This is a genomic window from Streptomyces colwelliae (assembly GCF_048158785.1).
Classification (GTDB): Bacteria; Actinomycetota; Actinomycetes; order Streptomycetales; family Streptomycetaceae; genus Streptomyces.
In genome coordinates this window covers 1-443 of record NZ_JBLTJC010000969.1, presented here as the reverse complement: position 1 = coordinate 443, position 443 = coordinate 1, and the positions used below count along the sequence as shown (strand labels likewise).

The 443-nt window shown below is 52.4% G+C and carries 1 pseudogene; it reads right to left on the bottom strand.

What is annotated here, in order from left to right:
• A pseudogene (locus ACNFOC_RS55400) lies at positions 1-430 on the bottom strand (hypothetical protein); the annotation flags it as partial.
• Positions 431-443 lie beyond the last annotated feature (13 nt).

Sequence of the window (443 nt, the reverse complement as noted above, 5' to 3'; positions counted from 1 at the left end):
CATTATGGCTGACGGAGTAGTTCTGGCGTTCCAGGCGGTTTTTGTCCAGCGAGTCGGAATCACGATCCTGACGGTCGAAACCGTATCCGGCAGTAAAATCGTGATTTTGATTCGGTGTCCAGGCAAATTCGACATTGCCGTCGCGGCTGGAGAATCCTTCAATACGCGGCGTTTCTCCGGTATCGGTGGTCGTTGAGTTTTGCGGGTCATCCTTTTCACGTTTTGCCAGGCTGCCGTAAGCTTTCATTCCCAGCACACCATCAATTAATGGTCCACTGGTAAAGAACTGACCGTTATAGGTGTCACCGCGATCGCGATGTTCCTGAATGGTGGTATCGACGGTAACGGTACCCGACCATTTCTGACCGATTTTTTTGGTGATGATATTCACTACACCGCCGAGCGCATCGGAACCGTACAGCGACGACATCGGGCCACGGACC